Raw genomic sequence first — 22,647 nt, 5'->3', positions numbered from 1 at the left:
TGTATCGCTGATGTCTTCACATAAAACCTTAGCACTCGCCCTGTGCCTGACCGCCGTTACCGGCTGCGCCAGCCACTCCCCGGACGGCTCCAAGGAAGGTGGCTCCAGCTGGTGGCCTTTCGGTTCGGACAAGGTTGCCGAGCAGGAAGTGAAGTCAGCCGTCACTGAAAACGTGGCCAAAGCCGATGCCAAATCGGAAAGCTCCAGCCGCTGGTGGTGGCCGTTTGGCGGTGACGACAAGCAAGCCAAGGGGCCGGTGGTACCGAAGATCGATCAGAAGGCCACGCAGGCCTGGCTGGACGAATACGAGCCCAAGCTGCGCGAAGCGATCAAGGACAGCAAGCTGGAGCTGGAGCGTCGTGACAACGTGCTGGCGGTAACCCTGCCGGTGGACAGCTCGTACAATCCTGATCGCCCGAACATGTTGCTGCCCATGTCCCTGGGCCCGATTACCCGCGTTGCCAAGACTGTCGAAGGCGACCCCAAGACTGCCGTGCTGGTACTGGGCCATGCCGACAGCAGCGGCGCCGCCGTTGCCAACCAGAAGCTCAGCCTGGAGCGCGCCGCTTCGGTATCGGCCATCTTCCGCCTCAGCGGCCTGCAGCGTGACCGCCTGACCCTCAAGGGCATGGGTTCGGTGATGCCGCGCGCTGCCAACGACAGTGCCGAGGGGCGCGCCCTGAACCGCCGCGTGGAGATGTTGCTGACTCCGCAAAACACCATGGTCGCGCTGCTGGCCAAGTACCAGCAGGCCGCCCCGGCACCCGCCCCGGCCTCGATGGTGGCGGTGCAGGATGCCAAGGCACCAGCCGCCAAGGCCGCTGGCAGCAAACCGGCCGTCAAGGCTGCGGCGAAGAAACCGGTAGCCAAGGCCAAAACGCCTGCGAAGACTGCAGCCAAGAAAAAAGCTGCGCCGGCCAAGCCTGCAGCCAAGAAAGCTGCCGTTGACAAGAAAGTAGCTGCCAACAGCCCTGCGAAGACCAACTGATCGTCAAGGAACCGCAGTAATGACCCAATCCCTGGCCGATATGCGCCGCGATTACACCCGTGATGGCCTGGCCGAAGCCCAGGCACCAGGGCAGCCGTTCGCCCTGTTCCACCAGTGGTTTGCCGATGCGGTGAAAACCGAGCAGGTACCGGTGGAAGCCAACGCCATGACCTTGGCCACCGTGGACGGCGAAGGTCGCCCGCATTGCCGTGTATTGCTGTTGAAGGGGCTCGACGAGCAGGGTTTCACCTTCTTCACCAACTACGACAGCGCCAAGGGTCAGCAACTGCAAGCCAACCCCTTTGCGGCAATGACCTTCTTCTGGCCTGCGCTGGAGCGTCAGGTGCGGATCGAGGGCCGGGTGCAGAAGGTCACGGCGCAGGAGTCGGATGCCTACTACCAGGTGCGCCCGCTGGGCAGTCGCCTGGGGGCCTGGGCTTCGCCACAGAGCCGCGTGATTGCCGGGCGCGAAGAGTTGGAGAGCCTGGTAAAGGCCACCGAAGCGCGTTTCTCCGACACCCAGCCGCACTGCCCTGAGCATTGGGGGGGGTACCGGTTGTTGCCCGAGCGCATCGAGTTCTGGCAGGGGCGGCCAAGCCGCTTGCATGACCGGTTGAACTATCGACTGGTGGATGGGCAGTGGCTGCGAGAGCGGCTGGCGCCCTGAGCAACCGGGGCCGCCAAGCGGCCCCAGCCATTGATCAAGCTACCCCGGATAACCTGCCGCCTCGCGCTCCAACCACCCCGCCAGTTGCTTACGCCCCACCTTCTCCTGCCGCGCCTGCGCCAACCTTTCCAGCATGAACGCGCGTTTTTCAGGATCGGTCCCTGCCAGCGACAACGCCAGGTCGCGGTCCATCCAGCGGCGCATGCGCACATACAGCCACCAGTGGAAATACAGTCCCGCAACGGTGGTGACCACGACGATGAAGTAATCCATGGCTATTCTTGGTCTCACTTGAAAGGCCTTCGACACAGCCCGGCAGGCTGTACCCCGGCTGAATGAAAACAATTTTATTACGTTTGTACCGTGACAGCCGTCAATGTGCAGCGTCTAATGAGCACCTGACTTATGGAGACTTTACCCATGCGTAAATCCGCTTTGCTGGTGGCGACCTTTACCACCATGTCGCTGCTGCTGGGGGGCTGTGCCTCGAGCCTGACCGGTGACAGCTACTCTCGTGACGAAGCCCGCCGCGTGCAAACCGTGCGTATGGGTACCATCGAATCCCTGCGTCCGGTCAAGATCGAGGGCACCAAGACCCCGATTGGCGGCGGTGCCGGTGCCATCGTGGGTGGCGTAGCCGGCAGCGCCGTGGGCGGTGGCCGTGGCAGCATCGTGGCTGCCGTGATCGGTGCCGTGGCCGGTGGCTTGGCCGGCTCCGCAGCAGAAGAAGGCCTGACCCGTACCCAAGGTGTCGAAATTACCGTTCGTGAAGATGATGGCAGCATGCGCGCTTATGTGCAGGCTGTGCAGGAGAACGAAATCTTCCGCGTTGGCGACCGCGTGCGCATCATGACAGTTGACGGTACCAGCCGCGTTTCGCACTGACCGTAGCGCAGTCAAACAAAACCCCGACATGGCTGATGCCAGTCGGGGTTTTTTCAGGCCTCAGCCAAGTCAGGCAATGCTGGTTTTGCGGCTGGCCATTGCGGTGACGGCGTAGCCGATCACCGCGGCAAAGAACGAACCAGTAAGAATGCCCATGCGGTCCATGCCGGCGTACTCACTGCTACCCGGGGCGAAGGCGAGCGAGCCTACGAACAGGCTCATGGTAAAGCCAATGCCGCAGAGTATCGCCACCCCCAGAATTTGCCCCCAACCAGCGCCCGCAGGCAGCGCGGCCAGGCGCAGCTTGACCGCCACCCAGGTCAGGCCGAAAACCCCCACGGTCTTGCCCAGCAACAGGCCGATCGTGATGCCCATCGGCACGGGGTGGGTGAAGCTGTCTACGGTCATGCCTGCCAGCGAAACGCCGGCATTGGCAAAGGCGAAAATTGGCAGGATGGCATAGGCCACCCAGGGCTGCAGGGCGTGTTCCAGCGCCAGCAGCGGCGACGATTCAGCATTGCGTGTACGCAGCGGGATGCAAAAGGCCAGGGCGACACCAGCCAAGGTGGCATGCACGCCACTCTTGAGCACGCAGACCCACAGGATCAGGCCAACGATCATATACGGGCCAAGCTTGATCACACCAAGCCGGTTCATCGCCACCAGCACCAGCAGACAGGCCGCAGCCAGCAGCAGCGATACACTCGACAGGGTGCCGGAGTAGAACAGGGCGATGACAATGATCGCACCCAGGTCGTCGATGATCGCCAGGGTCATCAGGAACAACTTCAGTGACACCGGTACGCGTTTGCCGAGCAGGGCCAGGACACCGAGGGCGAAGGCGATGTCGGTGGCGGTAGGGATCGCCCAACCGGCCACGGCCGCAGGGTTGTCCCGGTTGATGAACCAGTAGATCAGCGCTGGCACCACCATGCCGCCCACGGCTGCGGTGGCAGGCAGAATCACTTGTGAGGGCTTGGACAGGTGACCGTCGACCACCTCGCGTTTGACCTCCAGGCCGATGAGCAGGAAGAACAGGACCATCAGGCCGTCGTTGATCCACAGTAGCAATGGCTTGGCGATGTTCAGCGCGCCGACCTGGATGGCGACGGGTACCTCGAGCAAGCCGCCGTACAGGTAGGACAGTGGCGAGTTATTGATGATCAGGGCCAGAACGGCGGCGGCGATCAGCAGCAGGCCGCTGGCGGCTTCGAGCTGGAAGAATCGGGTAAACAGGCTACGCACGGGCTGTAGGCCCTCCATGAGCAGTTTACGCAGGGTACGGGCGTACACCCTAGCCTGTAGAGATATGCTTTCAAACAAAAGACATATTCGTTTTTGTTATATGTTGTTGCTGACAGGCCTGGGGCAAGCCTAGATGGATTTGGGGAAGGATGGGGGAGGGGAAGTCTGGAGTAGGTGCTGGAATAGTCTGATGCCGGACCGGGCCCTTTCGCGGGTAAACCCGCTCCTACAGGGGGCCATTGTTCCGTGTAGGAGCGGGTTTACCCGCGAAGAGGCCCTGTCAGTCGATAAAGCATCAGAGGCCGAGCATATCCCGCGCCACTGCCTCGGCGATGCGAATGCCATCCACACCGGCTGACAGGATCCCGCCCGCGTACCCGGCCCCTTCACCCGCCGGGAACAGCCCTTTGAGGTTCAGGCTCTGGTAATCCTCACCGCGGGTAATCCGCAGTGGCGAAGAGGTACGCGTCTCGATACCGGTCAACACCGCATCATGCAGGTTATAGCCCTTGATCTGCCGGTCGAACGCCGGCAGTGCCTCACGGATCGCCTCGATGGCGAAGTCCGGCAGGCTCGGCGCCAGGTCACCCAAGGTCACGCCCGGCTTGTAGGACGGCTCGACACTGCCCAGTGCGGTCGAGGGCCGGCCGGCGACAAAATCACCCACCAGCTGTGCCGGGGCCTGGTAGTTGCTGCCGCCCATTACATAGGCGTGCGCCTCCAGGCGCTCCTGCAGTTCGATACCGGCCAACGGGCCACCCGGGTAGTCGCGCTCGGGGTCGATGCCGACGACGATGCCGGAGTTGGCGTTGCGCTCGTTACGCGAATACTGGCTCATGCCGTTGGTGACGACTCGCCCTGGTTCGCTGGTGGCCGCGACCACGGTGCCACCCGGACACATGCAGAAGCTGTATACCGAGCGGCCATTCTTGGCGTGGTACACCAGCTTGTAGTCTGCGGCACCCAGTTTCGGGTGGCCGGCGTACTTGCCCAGGCGTGCCTTGTCGATCAGCGTTTGCGGGTGCTCGATACGGAAGCCCACCGAGAACGGTTTGGCTTCCATGTAGACACCTTTGGCGTGCAGCATGCGGAAGGTGTCGCGGGCGCTGTGGCCCAGGGCCAATACCACATGGCGCGAGTGCAACTGCTCGCCGCTTTCAAGCACTACACCGGTCAGTTGGCCAGCTTCGATCAACAGGTCGGTGACCTTCTCCTGGAAGCGCACTTCGGCCCCCAGGGCGATCATGTCCTGGCGCATCTGTTCGACCATGCCGGTGAGGCGGAAGGTGCCGATGTGCGGCTTGTTGATGTACAGGATTTCGTCTGGCGCACCGGCCTTGACGAATTCTTCCAGCACTTTGCGGCCGTGGTGTTGCGGGTCCTTGATCTGGCTATACAGCTTGCCGTCCGAGAAGGTACCGGCGCCGCCTTCGCCGAACTGCACGTTGGACTCGGGGTTGAGCACGCTCTTGCGCCACAGGCCCCAGGTGTCCTTGGTGCGCTGGCGCACTTCCTTGCCACGTTCGAGGATGATCGGCTTGAAGCCCATTTGTGCCAGCAACAGGCCGGCAAAGATGCCGCACGGGCCGAAACCGACCACGATCGGGCGCTCCTGCAGGCCTGCCGGGGCCTGGCCGACGAACTTGTAGGTGACGTCTGGGGCCGGGCCGATGTTGCGATCATCGGCGAACTTGCTGAGCAGCTCGGCCTCGTTGCTGGCTTCCAGATCGATGGTGTAGATGAACAGCAGTTCGCTGTTCTTCTTGCGCGCATCGTAGCTGCGCTTGAACAGGTTGAAGCTGAGCAGTTGCTCGTCGCGGATGCCCAGGCGCTGGACGATGGCTTCGCGCAGCGCTTCGTCGGGATGGTCCAGGGGCAGCTTCAGTTCGGTGATTCGTAGCATGGCAGGGTCCAGTATCCCGGCCATGGGCGGCCGGCGGCTTTACACAAACCGCCAAGTATAAGCTGTTAGCCGCCCCGACTGGCAGGATAAAAGCGCCCGGCGATCAGTTGTCGCGCGCACCACCGTAGTAACCGCAGCCGCGCAGGGTCTGGCCGTCGATGCGCAGTTCGGCGCGCAAGTGGCGTACGGCGCCGGTGGCGCTGTCGACGCAGCGTTGCGGGGCGACCCACAGTTCCACGTGCTGGCCGTTGGCTTCGCTGGTCAGGGTCAGGCCGCCGCCGGGCACTTCTTCTTCGAGGAATGGCAGGGGCAGCGGGTCTTTGCCGATGCGGTTAAGCACCATGCCCTTGCCGCTGGCCTTGATGTCCCAGTCCGGTTCATGGCCATTGGCGCGCAGGGTCAGCTGCTTGAAGTTGGGGTCGTCGCAAGCGCGGGTGGAGGGCTCCAGGCGGTACAGGCGGCTGACTTCCAGCTGGCCGTCGTTGTCGGCCTGCTTGGCGCCAGTGAGGCGACCGCGCACGTCGGCGAACAACTTGGCGTTGGCGTCCTTGGCCAGGTTGGCGGACTCCTGCAGGATGCCGGTGCCGGCAACGTCGTTGATCACGAAGCGGCGTGCTTCGCTGCAGGGCTTGAACAACAGGCGGCCGCCGTTGGCGCTCAGTTCGCCCTGCATGCGCGTGGTGCCGATGTTCGGGTCACGGGGCTTCTCGGCCAGTAACTGGCAGCCAGCGAACAGGGGCAGCAGGGCACTGAGCAGCAGGGTAGGGGTGAGACGCATGAGCGGGCTCCGGGGGAATCTTTGCCAAAGAGCTGGCCACGATACACGTCCTGCGGGCAGAAAAAAGGGCCCGAAGGCCCTTTTTCATTCAACCCCCGAGGTAGGCATCGCGTACCTTCGGGTCGGTCAGCAGTGCCTCGCCGGTGCCCTGCATCACCACCCGACCGTTCTCCAGCACGTACGCCCGGTCAGCGATCTTCAACGCCTGGTTGGCGTTCTGCTCCACCAGGAACACCGTCACGCCATCGCGGCGCAGCTGTTCGATGATGTCGAAGATCTGCTGGATGATGATCGGCGCCAGGCCCAGCGAAGGCTCGTCGAGCAGCAGCAGCTTGGGCTTGCTCATCAGCGCCCGGCCGATGGCCAGCATCTGTTGCTCGCCACCGGACATGGTGCCGCCGCGCTGGATGTAACGCTCTTTCAGGCGCGGGAACAGTTGCAGGACCTTGTCCAGTTGTTCCTGATAGTCGCCCTTGTCGGTGAAGAAACCGCCCATGGCCAGGTTTTCCTCGACAGTCAGGCGAGCGAACACGCGGCGGCCTTCCGGCACTACCGCGATGCTCTTGCGCATGATGTGCGAGGACGGCTGGCCGACCAGCTCTTCACCCATGTACTTGATGCTGCCGCTGTGCGCCTGCGGCGAACCGCACAGGGTCATCAGCAAGGTCGACTTGCCGGCACCGTTGGCGCCGATCAGGGTGACGATCTCGCCCTGGTTGATCTCCACGTTGACGCTGTGCAGCGCCTGAATCTTGCCGTAGAAGGTGGAAACGTTTTCAAACTTCAGCATTTACGCTTCCCCCAGGTAGGCTTTGATCACGTCAGGGTTGTCGCGGATCTCCTCCGGCGTGCCATGGGCCAGGGGGGTACCCTGGTTGATCACCACGATATGGTCGGAAATGCTCATCACCAGCTTCATGTCGTGCTCGATCAGCAGCACGGTGACGTTGTGCGACTCACGCAGGTAGGCGATCAGAGCCTTGAGGTCTTCGGTTTCCTTCGGGTTCAGGCCGGCCGCCGGTTCATCGAGCATGATGATGCGTGGCTGGGTCATCATGCAGCGGGCGATTTCCAGGCGGCGTTGCTGCCCGTAGGCGAGGGTGCCGGCGGTACGGTTGGCGAACTCGGTCAGGTTGACCTTCTCCAGCCAGTACTGCGCACGCTCCAAGGCTTCCTTCTCGCTGCGGCGGAAACTCGGGGTCTTGAACAGGCCGGCGAAGAAGTTGGTGTTGAGGTGGCGGTGCTGGGCAATCAGCAGGTTTTCCAGCGCGGTCATTTCCTTGAACAGGCGCACGTTCTGGAAGGTCCGCACCACGCCCTTGCGGGCGATCTGGTGTCCGGCCAGGCCCTGGATCGGCTGGCCATCGAGCAGGATGGTGCCGTCGCTGGGCTTGTAGAAGCCGGTCAGGCAGTTGAACACGGTGGTCTTGCCGGCGCCGTTCGGGCCGATCAGCGCCACTACCTGTTTCTCCTTGACGGTCAGGCCCACGCCGTTGACCGCCAACAAGCCGCCAAAGCGCATGCTCAGGCCGCTGACTTGCAGAATTTCGCGGCTCATCGGGGCAGCTCCATCTGTGGACGTTGCATAGGCAGCAGGCCTTGCGGACGCCAGATCATCATCAACACCATCAGCGCACCGAACATCAGCATGCGGTATTCGCTGAACTCACGCATCAGCTCAGGCAGCAGGATCATCACGATGGCCGCGAGAATCACGCCCAGTTGTGAGCCCATGCCACCCAGCACGACGATGGCGAGGATGATCGCCGACTCGATGAAGGTGAACGACTCCGGCGTCACCAGACCTTGGCGCGCGGCGAAGAAGCTGCCGGCGAAACCGGCGAAGCAGGCACCCAGGGTGAATGCCGAGAGCTTGATCACGGTCGGGTTCAGGCCCAGAGCACGGCAGGCGATCTCGTCTTCACGCAGGGCTTCCCAGGCACGGCCGATCGGCATGCGCAGCAGGCGGTTGATCACGAACAACGCCAGCAGGGCCAGCAGCAGGGCCACCAGGTACAGGAAGATGACCTTGTTGATCGAGTTGTATTGCAGCCCGAAGAACTCGTGGAAGGTCTGCATGCCCTCGGCCGCACGGCGTTCGAAGGTCAGGCCGAAGAACTCCGGCTTGGGGATGTTGCTGATGCCGTTGGGGCCGCCGGTCCAATCGGTGAGGTTACGCAGGAACAGGCGGATGATCTCACCGAAACCGAGGGTCACGATCGCCAGGTAGTCACCACGCAGGCGCAGCACCGGGAAGCCGAGCAGGAAGCCGAACGTGGCAGCCATCAGGCCGGCAATCGGCAGGCACACCCAGAAGCTCCAGCCCAGGTAATGCGAGAGCATGGCGTAGCTGTAGGCACCGACGGCATAGAAGCCCACGTAGCCGAGGTCGAGCAGGCCCGCCAGGCCGACCACGATGTTCAGGCCCAGGCCCAGCAACACGTAGATCAGGATCAGCGTGGCGATGTCGACCGCACCGCGAGAGCCGAAGAACGGCCATACCAGTGCCACCACGATCAACCCGATGATGACATAGCGCTGGGTCTTGGGCAGGGTGAGGTAGTTGCTGACTGCCGGGGGGATCAGCTTGCGATCCGATCGGCGGCCCATCACCGAACTCCACTGCTTGTCGAACAGCACGCGCAGGAACATCAGCACCGAACAGACGGCGATGATGCTGATGGTGAACGAGCCCTGACTGTGCACGACCAGGCGGATGCCGTCGATGCTCAGTTTCAGGCCCAGTACCGGGAAGGCCACGGCCCAGACCAGCAAGGCGCTGAAGAACGCCTGTTTGAGATTTCTGTTCATACTTTTTCAACCTCCGGGCGGCCCAGAATGCCGGTCGGCCGGAATAGCAGGACAAGAACCAACAAGCCGAATGCCACCACGTCCTTGTACTGGTCGCCGAAGATATCGGCACCGAACGCTTCGGCCACGCCCAGCACCAGCCCGCCGAGCATGGCGCCCGGGATGCTGCCGATGCCACCCAGTACCGCCGCGGTGAAAGCCTTCAGGCCCACCAGGAAGCCGGCGTTGGGGTTGATCACCCCGTACTGCATGCTCAGCAGCACGGCCGCCACGGCAGCCAGGGCGGCACCGATGACGAAGGTGAGGGCGATGATGTTGTTGGTGTTGATGCCCAGCAGGTTGGCCATCTTGATGTCCTCGGCACAGGCGCGGCAGGCGCGGCCTAGGCGGGAACGAGAGATGAACAGGGTGAGCAGGGTCATGGCCACCAGGGTGACGACGAACACCAGGATTTGCATGTAGCTGATCAGTACTTCTTCAGCACCGCCTGGCCCGAAGGAGAAACTCCCGGGGATCAGGTTGGGGATGGACTTGTCCTTGGAGTCCTGCGAAAGCAAGACCGTGTTCTGCAGGAAGATCGACATGCCGATGGCAGAAATCAGCGGGATCAGACGGTTGCTGTTGCGCAGGGGGCGGTAGGCAACCCGTTCGATGCTGTAGCCATAGGCACTGGTGACGAAGATCGTCGCGACGAAGGCGACGGTCATCAGGATCGGCAGCGAATGGATACCCATCATGGCCAGGCCCGCGAGGGCGATGAAGGCCACGTAGGAACCGATCATGTACACCTCGCCGTGGGCGAAGTTGATCATGCCAATGATGCCGTACACCATCGTGTAGCCGATGGCGATCAAGGCATAGGTGCTGCCGATGGTCAATCCATTAACCAGTTGTTGGAAGAAATGGTAGATCTCAGGCATTACAGCGCTCCTAAAAACCTGATTTGCATTTCACTGGCAGGGGTACGGCCAGGAAACCGCGGGTGACGGTTTTAAGATTTTCAGGTGAGCCGGCCCCCGGATCGCGGGGATCGGGCCCATGAACCTCATAAAACGAAGCCCACTGCTCGCACAGTGGGCTCGTAGGTCAGCTATTAGTCACGCAGTTACTGAGGGGAGACTTCGGTCTTCGGCTTGCCGAAGTGCCATTCGTAGACCACGAACTTGAAGTCTTTCAGGTCGCCTTTGTCGTCGAACGACAGGTCGCCGGTCGGGGTCTTGAAGGTGCCTTCGTGGATGGCCTTGGCCACCTTGTCGGTATCATCGGAACCGGCTTTCTTGATGCCTTGAGCGATCAGCTCGACAGCCGAGTAGGCAGGGAATACGAACGGGCCACTTGGGTCCTTGCCGTCAGCCTTGATGGCGTCGACGATCTTCTTGTTCGCCGGGTCTGCGTCGAACGACTTCGGCAGGGTGACCAGCAGGCCTTCGGAGGCGTTCTGGGCGATCTGCGAAATGGAGTCGTTACCCACGCCTTCCGGACCCATGAACTTGGCTTTCAGGCCTTTTTCCTGAGCCTGGCGCAGGATCAGGCCCAGCTCTGGGTGGTAGCCGCCGTAGTAGACGAAGTCGACGTTGTTCTGCTTGAGCTTCTGGATGATCGAGGAGAAGTCCTTGTCACCCGCGTTCAGGCCTTCGAACACGGCAACCTTGGTGCCTTTGCTTTCCAGGGTTTGCTTGACGGCGGTGGCGATGCCTTCACCGTACTGCTGCTTGTCGTGCAGGACGGCAACGACCTTCGGCTTGACGTGGTCGGCGATGTAGTTGCCGGCAGCCGGGCCCTGGGCGCTGTCCAGGCCGATGGTGCGGAAGATCAGCTTGTAGCCACGGGCGGTGATTTCCGGCGAGGTGGCGGCCGGGGTGATCATGATCACGCCTTCGTCCTCGTAGATGTCGGACGCTGGCTGGGTGGAGCTGGAGCACAGGTGGCCGACCACGAACTTGACGCCGTCGTTGACCACTTTGTTGGCGACTGCCACGGCCTGTTTAGGGTCGCAGGCGTCGTCGTATTCCTTGGCTTCGAGCATCTTGCCATCCACGCCGCCCGCGGCGTTGATATCCTTGATGGCTTGCTTGGCGCCGATGAACTGCATGTCGCCGTACTGGGTCACGGGACCCGTCTTGGGACCGGCGATGCCGATCTTGATGGTATCGGCGGCAAACGAATGGCTGGCTACCCCGGCCAGTACCATTGCGGCGAACAGCTTGGAAATCTTGATCATAGTGCTCCACTCATTCTGTTGTAATTCTTATAGTCCTGGCGGCCAGGGCTACAGACCGGGCGGGATTTGCGGCGTGGCCATGCCAACGCGCTAGCCCACCTTCCCCCGGAACATGTCCCGGAACTGTACCGGTACAGTGTAGAGCGCTGTTCGAGCGCTTGAAAAGCGGTCGAAAAGTGCGTCTTTCCTGCGTTGTCGCTTGATCGACAGAAAGATACAGAAAGGCGCCATCAAACTGCCTGCATCTGCGACCCCGTCCCACAACTTCGGGGCCAATCGACCAAATTACATATTTGAAACCGGGTTTTTCTGCAAAAATGCCGGCCTTTTTATTGACCGATTTTTTGCGGATACCACCCATGACTGATCAAACAAGCACCCTCTATGCCAAATTGCTTGGCGAGACGGCAATCATCGAGTGGAAAGCGCTGGAGCGTTTTTGGGCCAAGGGTGACCTGATTTGGGTCGACCCCAGCCTTGACCTGATCGCCGTTGCCGAGGCGATGGCCGAGAATCGCAGCGAGATCTTCGCCAAGTGGCGTAGTGATGGCACTGTTGGGCCGGTGTCGGCCGAGCAGGCATTGGACCTGCAAAGCCGCGACCCAGAGATCTGGGCGGTGGTGGTTTCACCGTTCATCGTGATTCAGGTGAAGGGCCAGGAAGAGGCGTGATCTTTTTTAGTGCGCAAAAATACGCATCAGCGCCGTTTTGGTGCTTGAAAGCAATCAAGACGGGTAGAGGGAAGTAACAATTCGGCGTGGCGGTAACAGTTTACGGGATGCGTAATGTGGCCATCGTTCTGCCAGGCGCCACCGGGACCGCCGCCAGCCTGGGAAATGTTCGAATCAGTCAGGAGTTTATCGATGAGCACTGCACTACCTTCGCTTGGATTCGCCGGCATCGGCCTGATGGGCCTGCCCATGTGCCGCCGCCTGCTGGCAGCGGGTTATCCGCTGACGGTATGGAACCGCAGCCCGGACAAGTGCGCCGCGCTGGTCGCTGCTGGTGCGCGCCTGGCCAGCAGCCCGGCCGAATTGTGCCGTGACAGCGACATGGTGCTACTGTGCCTCGCCGACACGGCGGTGGTGCGTGAAGTGGTGTTCGGCGAGCAAGGCGTTGCCCAGGGCGGGCGCAGCGGCCAGTTGCTGATCGATTTCTCCAGCCTGGAACCCACCGCCACCCGTGAAATGGCTGCCGAACTGGCCGCACTGTGCGGCATGGCCTGGCTGGATGCACCGGTATCTGGCGGTACGCCCGGTGCCGAAGCGGGCACGCTGGCGATCATGGTTGGCGGTGAAGCGGCCGATCTGCAGCGTGCACGCCCGGTGCTGCAGGTGCTTGGTCAGCGCGTGACGCATATGGGCGCGGTAGGCGCGGGCCAGGTGACCAAGGCTTGCAACCAGATGATCGTAGCGTGCAATGCCCTGGTAATTGCAGAAGTGGTGGCACTGGCCGAACAGTCGGGCGTGGACGCGACGCTGATCGCTGAAGCGCTGGCGGGGGGCTTTGCCGATTCCAAGCCATTGCAGATTCTTGCACCGCAAATGGCCGAGAGCCGCTTCGAGCCAATCAAGTGGCACGTACGCACGCTGCTCAAGGACCTCGATGGCGCGGTCAAGTTTTCCCGCGAGCAAGGCTCTGCGACGCCGCTCAGTGGCCTTGCCGCGCAACTGATGCGCTTGCACGGTAGCCAGGGTTACCTGCAAAAAGATCCGGCGACCCTGGTAGAGCTGTACCGCAAGAAGGTGTGATCCGGCTGTTTTGGCGCTGCAACCGCTCCAGCAGTGGGCGCAACTCGGCCAGCGGTACGGGGCGCCCCAACAGGTAGCCCTGCAGGTAGTCGCAACCATGGCTTTCGAGGAACGCCTGCTGTTCGGCGGTTTCCACGCCCTCGCTGACTACCCGCAGGTGCAGGGTATGCGCCATGGCGATGATCGCCTGGACAATTTCCCGGTCTTTCTGGCTGCCCGGTACATCCTGCAGGAAGGTGCGGTCGATCTTCAGCACATCCAGCGGCAGGCGCTTGAGGTATGCCAGTGACGAGTAGCCGGTACCAAAATCATCGATCGAAAGTGCCACCCCCAAAGCCCTGACGCGTTTGAGCAGGCTGACCGTGCGCTGGATATCCCCCACCAGGGCGTTCTCGGTCACCTCCAGCTCCAGGTGGCGTGGCGCAAGGCCGGCGTGGAACAGCGCCTTTTCTACTTCGTTAGGCAGTTCGTCGTGGCTGAGGGTGACTGCCGAGCAATTGACCGTGACCTGGACCTCGCCGTAGCCGTGGCGCTGCAAGTGGGCCAGGTCGGCACAGGCATGGCGCAGCACCCACAGGTCAAGGTCGATGATCAGGCCGTTGGCTTCGGCAATGCCGACAAAACGGTCGGGCCCGAGCAGGCCGTGTTGAGGATGCTGCCAGCGTACCAGCGCTTCCAGTTTGGCCATTTGCCCGCTGCGCAGGTCGAAGATCGGCTGGTAGTGCACACACAGCCCGCGCTCTTCGAGCAGCGCCAGGCGCAGCTCTTCTTCCAGTTGCAAGGCGATCGACGCGCGAGCCTTCAGGCTGTCATTGAAGAAATTCAGGCTGTTGCGCCCGTTGTCCTTGGATTGGTAGAGGGCCAGGTCGGCATGCTTGAGCAGCTCTTCGGCTGTGCTGCCATCGTCCGGGAAGATACTTATACCAATGCTGGTGGTCATGACCATGCGCCGCCCGCCCAGGTCGATGGGTTCTTTCATCCGTTGCATGATGCGCTGGGCCAAGTGGCGGGCTTCGTCGCGGCTGTTCAGGCTGGTGACCACACAGAACTCGTCGCCACCAAAGCGCGCAACCAGGTCGTGGTTGCGGGTAGCGGCCTTGATGTGGTTGGCGATCACCTTGAGCAGCTCGTCACCGGCATCGTGGCCGAGGCTGTCGTTGATACGCTTGAAATGGTCGATGTCGAGGAACATGACGGCCAGGCGGTTTTCGCTGGCCTGATGTTCGACCAGGCGCTCGGCGAATACCTGGTTGAATCCACGGCGGTTGAGCAGGTTGGTCAGGGCATCATAATGCGCCGCCTGCTGCAGCGAAGCGCGGGCCTGGTCCAGTTGGCTGAGCAGTACGCTGACCCGGCGCAGGTCGTGCTCCTTGCTTTGCAGCTTCTTGTCGGCCAGTGCGGCGCTGATGCTGGCGCCACTGATCAGCAGGGTGATGAAGCCGATGCCCAGTCCCAGTTGCAGGCTGTTGTCGCCCGAGGGCAGGCGCAGTGCGGTATCGGCAGGGATGACCAAGGTCATGGCCGACATCGCGGTGAAATGAGTGGCGACGATGCCGCCGGCCATCAGCAGGCTGGCGCCGTACTTCATGGCCTGGTACAGGGTGCCGCTGCCATTGCGCAAGTAGCGGGCCAGGTACAGCGCGGTCAGGGCGGTGAGCAGGGCAATGGCGGCAGAGGCAAGTAGCAAGCCGGTTTGGTAGTACTGGCGGGCACCCGTTTCCATCGCGGCCATGCCGACAAAATGCATGAGGATGATGCCCAGGCCGATCAGCCCTGCGCTCGGCACGAAATGGTGCGCGCGCATGTTGCTGCGTTCGAGGCTGTGCATGGCCAACCAGGCCACGCCCAGTGCGATGAGCAGTGAAAGAATGGTCAGGGATACGTCGTAGTGCACGTCCACCGGGGCCCGAAAGGCCAGCATGCTGATGAAGTGCATGGCCCATATGCCGCCGGCCAGGCAGCAGGCTCCAAGCATGTTCCATTGCCGGTGGGCGGTGGGGTCGTCGCTGTGGGACTGACGCTCGGCCATGTCGAGCGTGGCGAAACAGGCTGCGCAAGCAACGAAATAGGCGAGCAGAACCAAGAGCGGTTCATGACGGCAGTCGATGACGATGCGCCCGGTTGCGGGAAGATCGGCGAACAGTTGCAGCCCCAGCCATTCCATGGAATGCCTCTTGATCGAGTTTTCACTCGTCTGCGCTACAACCCTGTGCAGACTGTCCAGAGGCAGTATAGGAAGGAGTACTTAAGCCTTCCTGACTAATGGCACAATGATTTCTACGATTTGGTTATAACTCCAATCGCAGTGAGGAATAAATTTGGGGGACCTAATGCCTTCCTGTGGGAGCGGGCGAGCCCGCGAAGCATCCACAGCGGTGGATGCCACCGGCTTCGCCGGTGTTCGCGGGCGTGCCCGCTCCCACAAGGGGCGCGGGGCCTGCGTTAGCCAGCCACCAGCACGCGAATGGCTTCCAGGCGCAGGGCGGCCTTCTCCAGCATTGCCAGGCCATCTTCGCGCCGCTTGCGCAGGGCGTCGATTTCGCTGTCACGCACACTTGGGTTGACCGCTTGCAATGCCACCAGGCGCGCCAGCTCTTCGTCGGCCTCGGCTGTCAGGCGGCGCTGGGCTTCGGCCACGCGCTCGTTGTGGGCCGGCAGGATCTTCTCCTCGCCGCCACTGATACGCTTGGCCAGCACATCGCGCTGGGCCTGGACGAACTTGTTGGCGCTGGCGCGCGGTACACTCTCGAGCTGGTCGTTGAGGGTTTCGAAAGCAACGCGTGACGCCAGGTCGTTGCCATTGGCGTCGAGCAGGCAGCGCAGTGCCGCCGGCGGCAGGTAGCGGCCCAGTTGCAGGCTACGGGGTGCCACCACCTCGCTGACGAACAGCAGTTCAAGCAGGACAGTGCCTGGTTTGAGCGCTTTGTTCTTGATCAACGCCACGGCGGTGTTGCCCATCGAGCCTGACAGCACCAGATCCATGCCGCCCTGTACCATCGGGTGCTCCCAGGTGAGGAACTGCATGTCCTCGCGTGACAGCGCCTGGCCACGGTCGTAGGTGATGGTCACGCCTTCATCGTCGCCCAGCGGGAAGCTGGCATCGAGCATCTTCTCGCTCGGCTTGAGGATCAGTGCGTTCTCGGAATGGTCTTCGCTGTCGATGCCGAAGGCGTCGAACAGGGTTTCCATGTAGATCGGCAGGGCGAACTGGTCGTCCTGTTCCAGAATGGCCTCGACCAGCGCCTGACCTTCGCCGGCGCCGCCGGAATTGAGTTCCAGCAGGCGGTCACGGCCAGTGTGCAGTTCGGCTTCCAGGCGTTCGCGTTCGCTGCGGGCGTCGGCCACCAGGGTATCCCAGGCCTTGTTTTCGCCGCCTTCGAGCAGCGGCAGCAGGCGTGGGCCGAACTGGTGCTGCAGGGCATTGCCGGTGGGGCAGGTGTTGAGGAAGGCGTTGAGGCCTTCGTGGTACCACTGGAACAGGCGCTCTTGCGGGCTTTCCTGCAGGTACGGGATGTGCAGCTGGATAGTGTGCTTCTGGCCGATCCGGTCAAGGCGGCCGATGCGCTGTTCGAGCAGGTCGGGGTGCGCCGGCAGGTCGAACATCACCAGGTGATGAGCGAACTGGAAGTTGCGGCCTTCGCTGCCGATTTCCGAGCAGATCAGCACCTGGGCGCCAAACTCTTCATCGGCAAAGTAGGCAGCGGCACGGTCGCGCTCGAGGATGCTCATGCCTTCATGGAACACCGAGGCCGGGATGCCGGAGCGCACGCGCAGGGCGTCTTCCAGGTCCATGGCGGTTTCGGCGTGGGCGCAGATCACCAGCACTTTGGTGCGCTTGAGCATCTTCAGGGTGTCGATCAGCCAGTCGACGCGTGGGTCGAAACGCCACCAGCGCTCGTCATCGGCCACTTCACCCTGGGCCTGGAAGGCAACTTCCGGGTACAGCTCGGCGTGCTCGCCGGCTGGCAGGTCGCGGTATTGCTCGGGCGTGGGCAGCGGGTAGGGGTGCAACTGGCGCTCGGGGAAGCCCTGGATCGCCGCACGGGTGTTACGGAACAGCACGCGGCCGGTGCCGTGGCGATCCAGCAGCTCGCGAATCAGCCGCGCGCTGGCCTGGGTATCGCCGTCGCTGACTGCCGCCAGCAGGGCTTCGCCTTCGGCACCCAGGAAGCCCAGGATGGTGGCGTGGGCCTTGGGCGAGAGGCGGCCTTCGTCGAGCAGTTCCTGCACCGCCTCGGCCACCGGGCGGTAGTGCTCGCTCTCGGCGCGGAAAGCGGCCAGGTCATGAAAACGGTTGGGGTCGAGCAGGCGCAGGCGGGCGAAGTGGCTGTCCTGGCCAAGCTGCTCGGGGGTGGCGGTCAGCAACAGTACGCCCGGGATCACTTGGGCCAGTTGCTCGACCAGGCCGTATTCGGCGCTGACCTGGTCTTCGTGCCAGACCAGGTGGTGGGCTTCGTCGACGACCATCAGGTCCCAGCCAGCGGCAAACAGCGCGTCCTGGGCCTTTTCGTCATCGACCAGCCACTCCAGGGCAACCAACGCCAGTTGGGCATCCTCGAACGGGTTGCTGGCGTCGCTTTCGATGAAGCGCTCGGCGTCGAACAGCGCCACTTGCAGATTGAAGCGCCGGCGCATTTCCACCAGCCACTGGTGCTGGAGGTTTTCCGGCACCAGGATCAGTACGCGGCTGGCGCGACCCGACAGCAGCTGGCGGTGGATGACCAGGCCGGCTTCGATGGTTTTGCCCAGGCCCACTTCGTCGGCCAGCAGAACGCGCGGGGCGCTGCGGTCGGCGACTTCGCGGGCAATGTGCAGTTGGTGGGCGATGGGCTGTGCGCGGCAGCCGCCCAACCCCCACAGTGCCGACTGCATCTGCTTGCTGGTGTGCTGCAGGGTGTTGTAGCGCAGGCTGAACCACGACAGTGGGTCTATCTGCCCGGCGAACAGGCGGTCGCTGGCCAGGCGGAACTGAATGAAGTTCGACAACTGGGTTTCAGGCAGGGTGCGAGGCTGGTTCTGCCCGTCCAGGCCGTGGTAGACCATCAGCCCGTCGATGTCCTCGACCTCGCGGACGGTCAGCTTCCAGCCCTCGAAGTGGGTGATCTGGTCACCTGGCGAGAAGCGCACGCGGGTCAGCGGCGCATTGCGCAGGGAATACTGGCGGGTGTCGCCAGTGGCCGGGTAGAGCACGGTCAACAGGCGGCCATCCTGCGCCAGGATGGTACCCAGGCCGAGCTCTGCTTCGCTGTCGCTGATCCAGCGTTGCCCCGGTTGATACTGCTGCGCCATACTGCCTGAACTCCCGCGATGAAAAAGCCGATTATGTTAACGGATCGGCCGGTCAGACCAAAGTGCCGATAGCACCGAAAGGTATCGAAAGGCACAGTCTAGTCGTTTCATCGCCCTGCACAGCGCCGCCGACGAGGGCCCCGGATCAACATGTCTGCCAAGCACCGCTGGATCAGCGCTTCGATGGCCGTGGGCAGCCTGGTGCTGCTGAGCGCCTGCGAGCAGAAAAACTTTGAGACATTGCCCCCCATTCCGATGGAGCAGCTTGAGGTACTGGGCGTGCAGACGCCGATAAAGAGCGTGCACTTTCGTGACGGTGACGGCGAAGGGCTGTTGGTCCTGAGCCGCAGCGATGGCCAGGCCAGCGACCTGGAAAGCGAACAGGAAGTGGACAAGGTGGTGCTCAAGGCCACCTTGTACGGGCGCACGGCCGAGAGCGACGCCTTCAAGGCGCGTTGGCAGGTCGAGCAGGAAACGACCTGCCCGGGGCTGGACCTGGACGTGGACTTCTATAATGACGTCAGTGACGTCAGCGACCTGAACAAGAATGGGGTGGCCGAGATAACGGTGGCCAGCCATGCATTCTGCGGCGGCGGTATCGACCCGCATGACATCGCCATCGAGATGCGTGAAGGGCAGGCCAGTTACACCATTACCGGCCAGTCGCTGATCACCCCGGCGGGCGAGGAACCGATCGGCGGTGAGCGCGAGGACAGCGCTTCGCTGAAAGCCGCGCCGCAGGTATTGCGCGATCATATGGATGCGGTTTGGCAGCAGGTGTACAAGCGGCCCTGGAGCGAGGCCAGCCCGCCAGTCGACGACGAGCCGGGTGACGAAGCCGAGTAAATGTTGTCCATGACATCAAGGTAAAGCTGCGCCTGCCGATACAGGGGGCATAGGAGAACGTCCATGCTGCCGCCGATCATTCCGCTCAGTGCCGCCCCGGTCACCTCGCAACAGGACCCGGTCAAGCCAACCCCCGACGTCAAGCCGGTGGTGCCGACGCAGCCTGCGTCCGGCGAAAGTGCTATTGACCTCAAGCGCCAGCGCGACCCGCAGGAGCAGGTATTGTTGCTGCGCGATGAACAGCGCCGCCAGCAGCAACGCCGGAACAAGGGCGAGCAGGAACGCTACGAGGCCGTGCCGGGTGACGAGGTCAATGCCGACAACACCGTGCCGGTAGCGCCATTGATGGGCGAGCATGTACGCCAAGGACTGCTGGTGGACATCGAAGTCTGATACGGGGCTGGTCAGCGCCTGCGCCTGGCTTCATCATGCAATTCTCTGTTGATCGTCGAGCCCACCCCATGAGCCAAGACAACCTCATCGATTTCGATGCCGAACGTGCCAAGCGCGTCCACGACCTCAAGGAAAAGCGGCTGAACGAAATGCGCAATGCTTTCGAGCAGGCCCTGCCATTGAGTACCAGCAAGAAAAAGAAGCCCAAGGGCAAGCCTAAGAAGCGTTGAAACTTGACGCAGGTCAACCCTGCGCCCCCCTCGCGTGCCCGGCCTCGGGCACCATTGACACTGATCAATTTTCCCCGCCGCCACATTGGTTAACGTGTACCCATCGGACAACGGCAAACGAATGGGGAGGCCAGCATGTTCTTCGACAACGTGGTTATCGCCGGTGTGGTAACGGTCGGGCTGATGGTCGCCTTCTTTGCCGGTCTGGGCATTTTCATCTGGAAGGACTCGAACAAGCGCAAGCCGCGCTGACCTTCCGGGTACACGAGCACGCAAGGCATTTAGGGCGACTTCGGTCGCCCATTTTTTTTGCCTGCATTTTTTATTGTCTGAGCTGTCCCTTTCAATGCAGGCCAATCGAATATACATGATTAGCTAGCTAATTAATCGTTTCCGCTTTATCCTGCTCATCATTGTCTATCTTTTCAGCAAGACTTTTCCCCGCAAGGTCCGCCTCGTGCCCATCACCTTTCAGGCCCTGTTCGCGCCCAGCAGCCTCGCCCTCAAGTTTGCCATCAAGACCCTGCTCGGGGGCGGCCTGGCGTTGTGGCTGGCGATGCGCTGGGGGCTGGAGCAACCCTCCTGGGCATTGATGACTGCTTTCATCGTCGCCCAGCCGCTATCGGGCATGGTGGTGCAGAAAGGCTTGGCGCGGTTGGCCGGCACGTTGGTCGGCACAGTCATGTCGGTGCTGTTCATCGGCCTGTTCGCCCAGACCCCCGGCCTGTTTCTGCTTACCTTGGCGCTTTGGCTGGCGCTGTGTACCGCAGCGTCCACCCAGTTGCGCAGCGCCTGGGCCTATGCCTTCGTGCTGGCCGGCTACACCGCAGCGATCATTGCCTTGCCGGCCATTGACCACCCCCTGCAAGTATTCGACCAGGCCGTGGCTCGCTGTACCGAGATCTGCCTGGGTATTTTCTGTGCAACAGCCAGCAGTGCCTTGCTCTGGCCCATGCGGGTCGAGCAGCAACTGGGCGGGCAGGCGCGGCAGGCCTGGCAGAACGGCCTGCAGGCCGCCAGCGCCATGCTGGGCGGAGAGGACGAGGCGCGCAAAGGCCTGCTGGAAAGCCTGGGGCGCATCGTTGCCATCGACAGCCAACGTGAACATGCCTGGTTCGAGGGCAATCGCGGGCGCCAACGTGCCCGTGCCATTCGTGGCCTTAGCCAGAAACTGATGGTGCTGTTGCGTATTTCCCGTTCGGTGCGCCGCCAGTGGCGGCAACTGGATGAGGGTGAGGTCGAGCATCTGACGCCCTGGTTGCAGGAAGTGCGCACGCTGCTGGCTCAACCCGATCAGCCCAGCCTGCTGTTGTTGCGTCAGCGAATCTGGGATGCCGCCCACGATGAGCAAATCAGTTCAGCGGAGCACTTCTGCCTGGCGCGCATGGCCCTGCTATTGGACTATGCCATGGCCGCCAGCCAGGCACTTGAGGATGTGGAGGCGGGCAGGGCGCCCAAGGACGTGTCCCAGGGGCTGGCCGCGCACCGAGACTGGTCGCTGGCCTTGCTGTTCGGCTCGCGCAGCGCGCTGGCCTTCCTGGTAATGAGTGGTTTCTGGCTGGCCACGGCCTGGCCTTCGGCCCCCGGTGGCCTGGTGCTGACCTGCGTGGTCTGCAGCCTGTTCGCCAGTCGCGAGAACGGCGCACAGATCGGCCTGAGTTTCCTGCGCGGGATATTCCTGGCGATACCGGCGGCGTTTGTGGTCGGGCAGATCATGCTGCCGCAATGGAGCAGCTTCGCCATGCTCTGCCTGGGCATGGGCGTGCCACTGTTTCTTGGTGCACTGGGCATGGCCCATCCGCGTACCGGGGCTACGGCCACTTCCTATTGCCTGCACTTCATTGTGCTGGTGTCGCCGCTCAACGCCATGCAGTTCGGCGTGGCGACCATGCTGAACAGTGCCCTGGCCATGCTGGTGGGGGTGTCGGCAGCGGTCATGGCCTTTCGCTTACTGGTGTTCCGCCATCCGGCCTGGCTGGGCCGGCGCTTGCGAGCTGCCACGCAGAGCGACCTGGTGCGCCTGACTCGGCGCGACCTGCGCGGGGCTGACAGCTGGTTTGGCGGGCGCATGGCCGACCGGCTGATGCAACTGGCGCGGCATGCCAGTGAATTACCGGAAGGCGAACGCAAACGTTGGGATGACGGCCTGCACGGGCTTGATATCGGCGATGAACTGGTACACCTGCGCATGTGCCTGGCGGTCGCCCAGGCCCCTTTGGGGCGGGCCGAGCGCGAGTACCTGCAACACGTGGAGGCAGCGCTGGCCAAAGGGCCTGCTGCCGGGCGTGGGCAACTGCTGGATGCTGCCAGTGAGCAGTTCATTGCAGCCTTGCGTCGGCTGCCAGCCAGCGACCCGCTTCGCCTGGCCGAGGGGGCAGTACTGCAATTGCAGAAAAGCTGGGGCAAATGGTGCCGCTGGCAGGAGGACACCCATGGGTTTGCGTGAGTGGGAAGTGGGCGGTGTGCTGCTCAGCCCGTTTTTGCTTTATGTGTTGTTGGCGCTGCTGCTCACCGGCCTGCTGCGCCTGGTGGTGCATGCCACACCGTTGGGGCGCTGGATCTGGCATGAAGCGCTGTTCGACGCAGCGCTGTTCGTCTGTGTGTTGTTCCTGGTGGTACGCCTGTCTGGGACTTTATAAA

Annotated in this window: 22 protein-coding genes; 11 read left to right on the top strand and 11 right to left on the bottom strand. The window is 62.5% G+C overall.

Translation table 11 applies throughout. The features are described from left to right. The first annotated feature begins 10 nt into the window (after positions 1-10). Both C4Q27_RS05475 and pdxH read left to right on the top strand, forming a co-directional pair. Positions 11-988, top strand: coding sequence for an OmpA family protein (locus C4Q27_RS05475; RefSeq protein WP_064492951.1), 978 nt, complete (start codon positions 11-13; stop codon positions 986-988). A 19-nt stretch (positions 989-1,007) separates the two neighbouring features. Further along, positions 1,008-1,655, top strand: a complete 648-nt coding sequence (pdxH, locus tag C4Q27_RS05470; RefSeq protein ID WP_104886601.1) for a pyridoxamine 5'-phosphate oxidase — start codon at positions 1,008-1,010, stop codon at positions 1,653-1,655. A gap of 39 nt (positions 1,656-1,694) precedes the next feature. Here pdxH and C4Q27_RS05465 read toward each other — a convergent pair whose 3' ends face one another. Further along, positions 1,695-1,928, bottom strand: a complete 234-nt coding sequence (locus C4Q27_RS05465) for a hypothetical protein (RefSeq protein ID WP_064492949.1) — start codon at positions 1,926-1,928, stop codon at positions 1,695-1,697. Between the two features lie 147 nt (positions 1,929-2,075). Here C4Q27_RS05465 and C4Q27_RS05460 point away from each other — a divergent pair, with 147 nt between their 5' ends. Further along, the gene (locus tag C4Q27_RS05460) at positions 2,076-2,540 is read left to right on the top strand and encodes a glycine zipper 2TM domain-containing protein (protein WP_009684613.1); all 465 of its coding nucleotides are present in this window, start codon (positions 2,076-2,078) and stop codon (positions 2,538-2,540) included. 69 nt (positions 2,541-2,609) lie between these two features. Here the strand turns inward: C4Q27_RS05460 and nhaA are convergent, their stop codons facing one another. The 8 genes from nhaA to C4Q27_RS05420 form a co-directional block, all read right to left on the bottom strand. After that, positions 2,610-3,803, bottom strand: a complete 1,194-nt coding sequence (gene nhaA, locus C4Q27_RS05455) for a Na+/H+ antiporter NhaA (RefSeq protein WP_177409992.1) — start codon at positions 3,801-3,803, stop codon at positions 2,610-2,612. A gap of 277 nt (positions 3,804-4,080) precedes the next feature. Further along, complete coding sequence (locus C4Q27_RS05450; protein ID WP_104886599.1) at positions 4,081-5,688, bottom strand: NAD(P)/FAD-dependent oxidoreductase; 1,608 nt, start codon at positions 5,686-5,688, stop codon at positions 4,081-4,083. A 103-nt stretch (positions 5,689-5,791) separates the two neighbouring features. Next, positions 5,792-6,466, bottom strand: a complete 675-nt coding sequence (locus C4Q27_RS05445) for a COG3650 family protein (RefSeq protein WP_104886598.1) — start codon at positions 6,464-6,466, stop codon at positions 5,792-5,794. Positions 6,467-6,554: 88 nt separating this feature from the next. After that, entirely contained in the window at positions 6,555-7,256 is a 702-nt protein-coding gene (locus C4Q27_RS05440; protein ID WP_064492947.1) for an ABC transporter ATP-binding protein, read from the bottom strand. Continuing rightward, complete coding sequence (gene livG / locus C4Q27_RS05435; RefSeq protein WP_047605048.1) at positions 7,257-8,024, bottom strand: high-affinity branched-chain amino acid ABC transporter ATP-binding protein LivG; 768 nt, start codon at positions 8,022-8,024, stop codon at positions 7,257-7,259. Next, entirely contained in the window at positions 8,021-9,277 is a 1,257-nt protein-coding gene (locus C4Q27_RS05430; protein WP_104886597.1) for a high-affinity branched-chain amino acid ABC transporter permease LivM, read from the bottom strand. Before C4Q27_RS05430 ends, livG begins: the two co-directional genes overlap by 4 nt. Continuing rightward, positions 9,274-10,197, bottom strand: coding sequence for a high-affinity branched-chain amino acid ABC transporter permease LivH (gene livH / locus C4Q27_RS05425; protein ID WP_008097482.1), 924 nt, complete (start codon positions 10,195-10,197; stop codon positions 9,274-9,276). The genes C4Q27_RS05430 and livH overlap by 4 nt, the downstream gene beginning before the upstream one ends. 185 nt (positions 10,198-10,382) lie before the next feature. Further along, the gene (locus tag C4Q27_RS05420) at positions 10,383-11,498 is read right to left on the bottom strand and encodes a branched-chain amino acid ABC transporter substrate-binding protein (protein WP_014755540.1); all 1,116 of its coding nucleotides are present in this window, start codon (positions 11,496-11,498) and stop codon (positions 10,383-10,385) included. A 359-nt stretch (positions 11,499-11,857) separates the two neighbouring features. Between C4Q27_RS05420 and C4Q27_RS05415 the strand changes: the two genes are divergently transcribed. Both C4Q27_RS05415 and C4Q27_RS05410 read left to right on the top strand, forming a co-directional pair. Further along, positions 11,858-12,169 carry a DUF2288 domain-containing protein gene (locus C4Q27_RS05415; RefSeq protein WP_012051427.1) on the top strand — a complete coding sequence of 104 codons (312 nt, stop codon included), beginning with the start codon at positions 11,858-11,860 and terminating at the stop codon, positions 12,167-12,169. Between the two features lie 192 nt (positions 12,170-12,361). Continuing rightward, positions 12,362-13,249, top strand: a complete 888-nt coding sequence (locus C4Q27_RS05410; RefSeq protein ID WP_064492946.1) for an NAD(P)-dependent oxidoreductase — start codon at positions 12,362-12,364, stop codon at positions 13,247-13,249. Here C4Q27_RS05410 and C4Q27_RS05405 read toward each other — a convergent pair. Both C4Q27_RS05405 and rapA read right to left on the bottom strand, forming a co-directional pair. Then, positions 13,149-15,413, bottom strand: a complete 2,265-nt coding sequence (locus tag C4Q27_RS05405; RefSeq protein ID WP_104886596.1) for a bifunctional diguanylate cyclase/phosphodiesterase — start codon at positions 15,411-15,413, stop codon at positions 13,149-13,151. The two genes, C4Q27_RS05410 and C4Q27_RS05405, sit on opposite strands and share 101 nt — an antisense overlap. Before the next feature lie 278 nt (positions 15,414-15,691). After that, positions 15,692-18,538, bottom strand: a complete 2,847-nt coding sequence (rapA, locus tag C4Q27_RS05400) for an RNA polymerase-associated protein RapA (protein ID WP_104886595.1) — start codon at positions 18,536-18,538, stop codon at positions 15,692-15,694. 150 nt (positions 18,539-18,688) lie between these two features. Between rapA and C4Q27_RS05395 the strand changes: the two genes are divergently transcribed. The 6 genes from C4Q27_RS05395 to C4Q27_RS05380 all read left to right on the top strand — a co-directional run bounded on the left by C4Q27_RS05395 (position 18,689) and on the right by C4Q27_RS05380 (position 22,646). Further along, the gene (locus tag C4Q27_RS05395; protein ID WP_064492943.1) at positions 18,689-19,384 is read left to right on the top strand and encodes a M949_RS01915 family surface polysaccharide biosynthesis protein; all 696 of its coding nucleotides are present in this window, start codon (positions 18,689-18,691) and stop codon (positions 19,382-19,384) included. Between the two features lie 63 nt (positions 19,385-19,447). Then, positions 19,448-19,777, top strand: coding sequence for a hypothetical protein (locus C4Q27_RS05390; RefSeq protein WP_010952305.1), 330 nt, complete (start codon positions 19,448-19,450; stop codon positions 19,775-19,777). A gap of 68 nt (positions 19,778-19,845) precedes the next feature. After that, on the top strand, positions 19,846-20,007 hold the full coding sequence (locus C4Q27_RS29400) for a hypothetical protein (protein WP_003254864.1): 162 nt from the start codon (positions 19,846-19,848) through the stop codon (positions 20,005-20,007). Positions 20,008-20,142: 135 nt separating this feature from the next. Then, entirely contained in the window at positions 20,143-20,259 is a 117-nt protein-coding gene (gene ccoM / locus C4Q27_RS29905; RefSeq protein WP_003254862.1) for a cytochrome c oxidase subunit CcoM, read from the top strand. Between the two features lie 205 nt (positions 20,260-20,464). Then, on the top strand, positions 20,465-22,453 hold the full coding sequence (locus C4Q27_RS05385; protein WP_104886594.1) for an FUSC family protein: 1,989 nt from the start codon (positions 20,465-20,467) through the stop codon (positions 22,451-22,453). Then, entirely contained in the window at positions 22,440-22,646 is a 207-nt protein-coding gene (locus C4Q27_RS05380) for a DUF1656 domain-containing protein (RefSeq protein WP_010952308.1), read from the top strand. The genes C4Q27_RS05385 and C4Q27_RS05380 overlap by 14 nt, the downstream gene beginning before the upstream one ends. Position 22,647 lies beyond the last annotated feature (1 nt).

The organism is Pseudomonas sp. SWI36 (assembly GCF_002948105.1).
Lineage (GTDB): Bacteria > Pseudomonadota > Gammaproteobacteria > Pseudomonadales > Pseudomonadaceae > Aquipseudomonas > Aquipseudomonas alloputida.
This window is presented reverse-complemented; position numbering and strand designations above follow the sequence as displayed.

Bases quoted from the DNA above. Each gene is read 5' to 3' on its own strand.
- livH (WP_008097482.1), bottom strand. From the start codon at position 10,197: ATGCCTGAGATCTACCATTTCTTCCAACAACTGGTTAATGGATTGACC.
- C4Q27_RS05460 (WP_009684613.1), top strand. From the start codon at position 2,076: ATGCGTAAATCCGCTTTGCTGGTGGCGACCTTTACCACCATGTCGCTG.
- C4Q27_RS05440 (WP_064492947.1), bottom strand. From the start codon at position 7,256: ATGCTGAAGTTTGAAAACGTTTCCACCTTCTACGGCAAGATTCAGGCG.
- nhaA (WP_177409992.1), bottom strand. From the start codon at position 3,803: ATGGAGGGCCTACAGCCCGTGCGTAGCCTGTTTACCCGATTCTTCCAG.
- ccoM (WP_003254862.1), top strand. From the start codon at position 20,143: ATGTTCTTCGACAACGTGGTTATCGCCGGTGTGGTAACGGTCGGGCTG.
- C4Q27_RS05450 (WP_104886599.1), bottom strand. From the start codon at position 5,688: ATGCTACGAATCACCGAACTGAAGCTGCCCCTGGACCATCCCGACGAA.
- C4Q27_RS05465 (WP_064492949.1), bottom strand. From the start codon at position 1,928: ATGGATTACTTCATCGTCGTGGTCACCACCGTTGCGGGACTGTATTTC.
- pdxH (WP_104886601.1), top strand. From the start codon at position 1,008: ATGACCCAATCCCTGGCCGATATGCGCCGCGATTACACCCGTGATGGC.
- rapA (WP_104886595.1), bottom strand. From the start codon at position 18,538: ATGGCGCAGCAGTATCAACCGGGGCAACGCTGGATCAGCGACAGCGAA.
- C4Q27_RS05395 (WP_064492943.1), top strand. From the start codon at position 18,689: ATGTCTGCCAAGCACCGCTGGATCAGCGCTTCGATGGCCGTGGGCAGC.
- C4Q27_RS05410 (WP_064492946.1), top strand. From the start codon at position 12,362: ATGAGCACTGCACTACCTTCGCTTGGATTCGCCGGCATCGGCCTGATG.
- C4Q27_RS05445 (WP_104886598.1), bottom strand. From the start codon at position 6,466: ATGCGTCTCACCCCTACCCTGCTGCTCAGTGCCCTGCTGCCCCTGTTC.
- C4Q27_RS29400 (WP_003254864.1), top strand. From the start codon at position 19,846: ATGAGCCAAGACAACCTCATCGATTTCGATGCCGAACGTGCCAAGCGC.
- C4Q27_RS05390 (WP_010952305.1), top strand. From the start codon at position 19,448: ATGCTGCCGCCGATCATTCCGCTCAGTGCCGCCCCGGTCACCTCGCAA.
- C4Q27_RS05420 (WP_014755540.1), bottom strand. From the start codon at position 11,498: ATGATCAAGATTTCCAAGCTGTTCGCCGCAATGGTACTGGCCGGGGTA.
- C4Q27_RS05430 (WP_104886597.1), bottom strand. From the start codon at position 9,277: ATGAACAGAAATCTCAAACAGGCGTTCTTCAGCGCCTTGCTGGTCTGG.
- C4Q27_RS05475 (WP_064492951.1), top strand. From the start codon at position 11: ATGTCTTCACATAAAACCTTAGCACTCGCCCTGTGCCTGACCGCCGTT.
- C4Q27_RS05380 (WP_010952308.1), top strand. From the start codon at position 22,440: ATGGGTTTGCGTGAGTGGGAAGTGGGCGGTGTGCTGCTCAGCCCGTTT.
- livG (WP_047605048.1), bottom strand. From the start codon at position 8,024: ATGAGCCGCGAAATTCTGCAAGTCAGCGGCCTGAGCATGCGCTTTGGC.
- C4Q27_RS05415 (WP_012051427.1), top strand. From the start codon at position 11,858: ATGACTGATCAAACAAGCACCCTCTATGCCAAATTGCTTGGCGAGACG.
- C4Q27_RS05405 (WP_104886596.1), bottom strand. From the start codon at position 15,413: ATGGAATGGCTGGGGCTGCAACTGTTCGCCGATCTTCCCGCAACCGGG.